Below are 3,702 nucleotides of genomic sequence, written 5' to 3' on the forward strand. Positions count from 1 at the left end.
CTGACAGGCCAGCGCATGCCCGAAGGCATGAAGCAGGCGCTGCAGGATGGGAAAATTCCCATGCTACCGGAGCTGAAATCCGTAACGGCTGGCCTGATGGCCGCTGTACGTGGCGAGGAAGCACCCAAGTCCGGATCTTCTCTGGTGCCCCCTGGTCTTTCCGGTTTTCGTCTGTGATCTGACAAAACCGCTTTTCATTCACCCACAGCCGCCCCGGTCTGTCCATTGGCTTCAGCATCCCCAAGGATGGTGCTGTCAAAATGACGCAGCCCACAGGGCCACGCCGCCAGATCAAGCAGGCCAATCTGTATGAGGTCAGCCTTGTGGATGATCCCAGCAATGCGCAGGCCCGTGTCACGGATCTCAAACGGCGCTGGGGTGATGCCTTCAAATCCACAGTGCAGCCAACGGTTGCCGTGCAGGCGCTGGAAGCCGCGCTAGGCATTTATCAGAAATCCCTGAAAGGGAACGATGCCCCCACGGCGCAGGAACGCCAGCAGCTGCTGGAGCATTTGCAGGATGCCTATGAGGCTCTGACAGGCCAGCGCATGCCCGAAGGCATGAAGCAGGCGCTGCAGGATGGGAAAATTCCCATGCTACCGGAGCTGAAATCCGTAACGGCTGGCCTGATGGCCGCTGTACGTGGCGAGGAAGCACCCAAGTCCGGATCTTCTCTGGTGCCCCCTGGTCTTTCCGGTTTTCGTCTGTGATCTGACAAAACCGCTTTTCATTCACCACAGCCGCCCATTGAGGCGGCTTTTTTTATGGGAAAAACCTGATGTCTGACGAAAACGAATACAAAAACGCCATCAAGCAGCTTTCTGATGCCACGGATGAGGTCAAGAAGTTTGCTGAAACGTCCAAGGCCGAGCTGAAAAACCTTGGCAAGGTCACCCCTGATGTCTGAACTGGACACTGAATACAAAGCCGCCATCAAACAGCTTTCTGACGCTACGGATGAGGTCAAGAAGTTTGCTGAAACCTCCAAGACTGAGATGAAAAACCTTGGCAAGGTGACGGATGAAACCAAAGCCAGTGCAGACAAGGCGCTGACTGCTCTGACCGAAATGTCTGCCCGCGTGACGGAACTGGAGCAGAAATCATCCCGTGGCGGTAAGCCTACAGAACAGCAGCCCCAGAGTATCGGGCAGAAGTTCGTGGCGTCTGACGAAGTCAAGGCCGCCATGGAACGTGGCACCAGCTGGAAGGGCACCGTGCAGGTGGAGATGAAAAACATCACCTCTGCCAGTTCCACCGGCACATCTGGCACTTCGGCGCTGGTTGTGGCAGACCGCCAGCCGCAGATCATTGCCCAGCCCAATCGGCGGCTGGTGATCCGTGATCTGCTGATGCCTGGGAACACGCAGTCCAATTCCGTGGACTACGTCAAGGAAACGCTGTTCACGAACAGTGCTGATTTCGTGGCAGAAAACCCCGGCAATGCGTATCCGCAGTCAGATATCAGCTTCTCCCTGAATACGCTGCCAGTGCGTACCATCGCGCATTTCGTCATGGCGTCCAAATCCATCCTTGCTGATGCACCACAGTTGCAGACCTACATCGATGGGCGTCTGCGCTATGGCCTTGCTTACAAGGAAGACCTTTCCTTCCTGAATGGCGATGGCACAGGCACCAGCATTCTGGGGCTTCTGGCGCAGTCCACAAAATACGAGCAGCCTGCTGGCGTGACGGTAAAAGGCGAGACGATGATTGACCGTCTGCGTCTGGGCATGTTGCAGACCACGCTGGCAGAATACCCGGCAACCGGGCACATCCTGAACCCGACTGACTGGGCCAGCATTGAGCTGACCAAGGATAGTGTGAGCCGGTATGTGTTCGCCAATCCCATGGGCATAGCTGGCCCGGTTCTATGGGGACTGCCGGTAGCTGAATCTCTGGCCATGGCGCAGGGCAAGTTCATGACCGGGGCCTTCAGCCTTGCGGCGCAGCTGTTTGACCGTGAGGATGCCACTGTTTCCATCTCCACCGAAGATCGGGATAACTTCGTAAAAGGGATGGTGACCATTCTGGCGGAAGAGCGCACCACGCTGGTTGTTTACCGTCCCCAGGCCATTATCAACGGTGACTTCACCGGCATTGATACGGCTGCACCGACTTCAGGCACCACCACTGGCCACTGAGGAACAGAGCAATGAGGCGTACTGTGCAAATCAGTGCGCCAGCAGCTCTTCAGCCGTTGGCGCTTCTGAATGATCTGAAAGCGGATCTCAGTATTTCCGACAATACGCAGGACGCAGAGCTGACACGGCTGCTGCTGGAGGCTTCGGCAAAAGCTCTGAAGTTTATCGGTAGGCCTCTCATGCAGGCGCAATGGCAGGATACGTTCATGGTACGGCCTGGTGTCGCACAGGACGTGCTTTGCCTGGGCCGATATCCTCTGGTCAGCATTCAGTCATTCTGCGTGGGAGAGCTTTCTCTCGCACCAGAGCAGATCAAGGATCTTCCTTTCGATCCTGATGCCGCCATGGTGTATCCGCCTGATGCCAGAATGCCGGGATGGATGCCAGGGATCTATACCGTCCAATATACGGCCGGATATGTCGCACCGGGTACGGAAAACGCTGGCACGAATATCGTGCCGCAGGATCTTCAGGAGGCAATACGGCTCACGGCGGCGGCCATATGGTATGCCAAGGGGCGAGATCCCAACCTGAAATCGGAAAGCGAGCAAGGGGTGGGTTCCACCAGTTGGAATGCACCATCTGCCGGATCTGGAGGCATGCCACAACCTGCGGTGGATATTCTCACAAGCTATCAGACCGGGGGTATCGGATGAGCTACCGCACAGATCGCCGCCGCCGCCAGATCGCCACCAAAGGCCGCCAGATGGTGCTGTCCAGGGCAAGCGGCACGGCCAGCGTTACACTGATGGCCTACGCACCGCCCGCACAGTCTGCCCAGATCACGAACGACATGGCGCAGGCTCCATTCGTGGCACAGGTCATGGCGGATGCGCTTTCCGGTTACGGCATGCCTGCCCAGGATGACCGGGTGCAGGACGGCCCCAAAACCTACACGCTGACAGATGCGCAGCCCGTTTACGATGGGCCAACCGTCTGCGGCTGGACATTGATTGCCGCAGGAGGCGAGACGCATGACAACGCCAGCAGTCTTCTCTGATGCCTGGACACGCGCTCAGGCCGTTGCTGACACCCAGAAGCTGAAACTTCTGGATCCAGCAGGCCAGAACATCACCGTGCCAGATGGCCCGTATTGGGTGATGGAAACGGCGGCCGGATTGGCAGACCGTGCAGGCGCAGGTGAGCCGGTAGATCTGGAGGATGGCACCATCTGGCTGCATCTGATGGTGCCCAAGGGCACAGGAACGCTGGAAGCTCTGGAATTGCGCAAGGCTATGTCCGTGGCCTTCAGGCAGGCCACAAACCTGCCAACGGGCATCATCTACCTTGGCCATATGTTTGATCCGCCAGATCTGAGCCAGACCGGCAACCGTGTGCGGTTTTCTCTGGGGATCAACTATCAATATCAGGACATTCTGACATGAAATTCTTCCCGCTTTACGAAACGGCTGCCAATTCTGGCACTTTCCAGCTGGGATCAGTAGAAATTGATGCGGATAGCACGTCTGCCGCTGTGGCTATTGCTGAACAGAACGCCCCCGCAGGATGCCGCACGGCTGTATGCCCATACCGTTCTCTTTCTGGGCTTCCAGAAAGTCTG

General features: G+C 57.2%; 6 protein-coding genes and 1 pseudogene. All 7 read left to right on the forward strand.

Annotated features, from left to right (window positions below; translation table 11 throughout):
* Nucleotides 1–224 precede the first annotated feature (224 nt).
* A complete protein-coding gene (locus APA10_RS11620) occupies nt 225–710 on the forward strand; it encodes an HK97 family phage prohead protease (protein ID WP_276325084.1) in 486 nt (161 codons plus the stop codon).
* 68 nt (nt 711–778) lie between these two features.
* A complete protein-coding gene (locus APA10_RS15520; RefSeq protein WP_276325083.1) occupies nt 779–907 on the forward strand; it encodes a hypothetical protein in 129 nt (42 codons plus the stop codon).
* The gene (locus tag APA10_RS11625; RefSeq protein WP_003628634.1) at nt 900–2,141 is read left to right on the forward strand and encodes a phage major capsid protein; all 1,242 of its coding nucleotides are present in this window, start codon (nt 900–902) and stop codon (nt 2,139–2,141) included. The genes APA10_RS15520 and APA10_RS11625 overlap by 8 nt, the downstream gene beginning before the upstream one ends.
* Nucleotides 2,142–2,152: 11 nt before the next feature.
* Nucleotides 2,153–2,797, forward strand: coding sequence for a head-tail connector protein (locus APA10_RS11630; RefSeq protein ID WP_174714345.1), 645 nt, complete (start codon nt 2,153–2,155; stop codon nt 2,795–2,797).
* Entirely contained in the window at nt 2,794–3,141 is a 348-nt protein-coding gene (locus tag APA10_RS11635) for a hypothetical protein (RefSeq protein ID WP_003628632.1), read from the forward strand. Before APA10_RS11630 ends, APA10_RS11635 begins: the two co-directional genes overlap by 4 nt.
* The gene (locus APA10_RS11640; protein ID WP_003628631.1) at nt 3,116–3,526 is read left to right on the forward strand and encodes a hypothetical protein; all 411 of its coding nucleotides are present in this window, start codon (nt 3,116–3,118) and stop codon (nt 3,524–3,526) included. The genes APA10_RS11635 and APA10_RS11640 overlap by 26 nt, the downstream gene beginning before the upstream one ends.
* Nucleotides 3,523–3,702, forward strand: a pseudogene (locus APA10_RS11645) (hypothetical protein); the annotation flags it as partial. The gene APA10_RS11640 and the pseudogene APA10_RS11645, both read left to right, overlap by 4 nt.

This window comes from Acetobacter pasteurianus subsp. pasteurianus LMG 1262 = NBRC 106471 (genome assembly GCF_000285275.1).
Lineage (GTDB): Bacteria > Pseudomonadota > Alphaproteobacteria > Acetobacterales > Acetobacteraceae > Acetobacter > Acetobacter pasteurianus.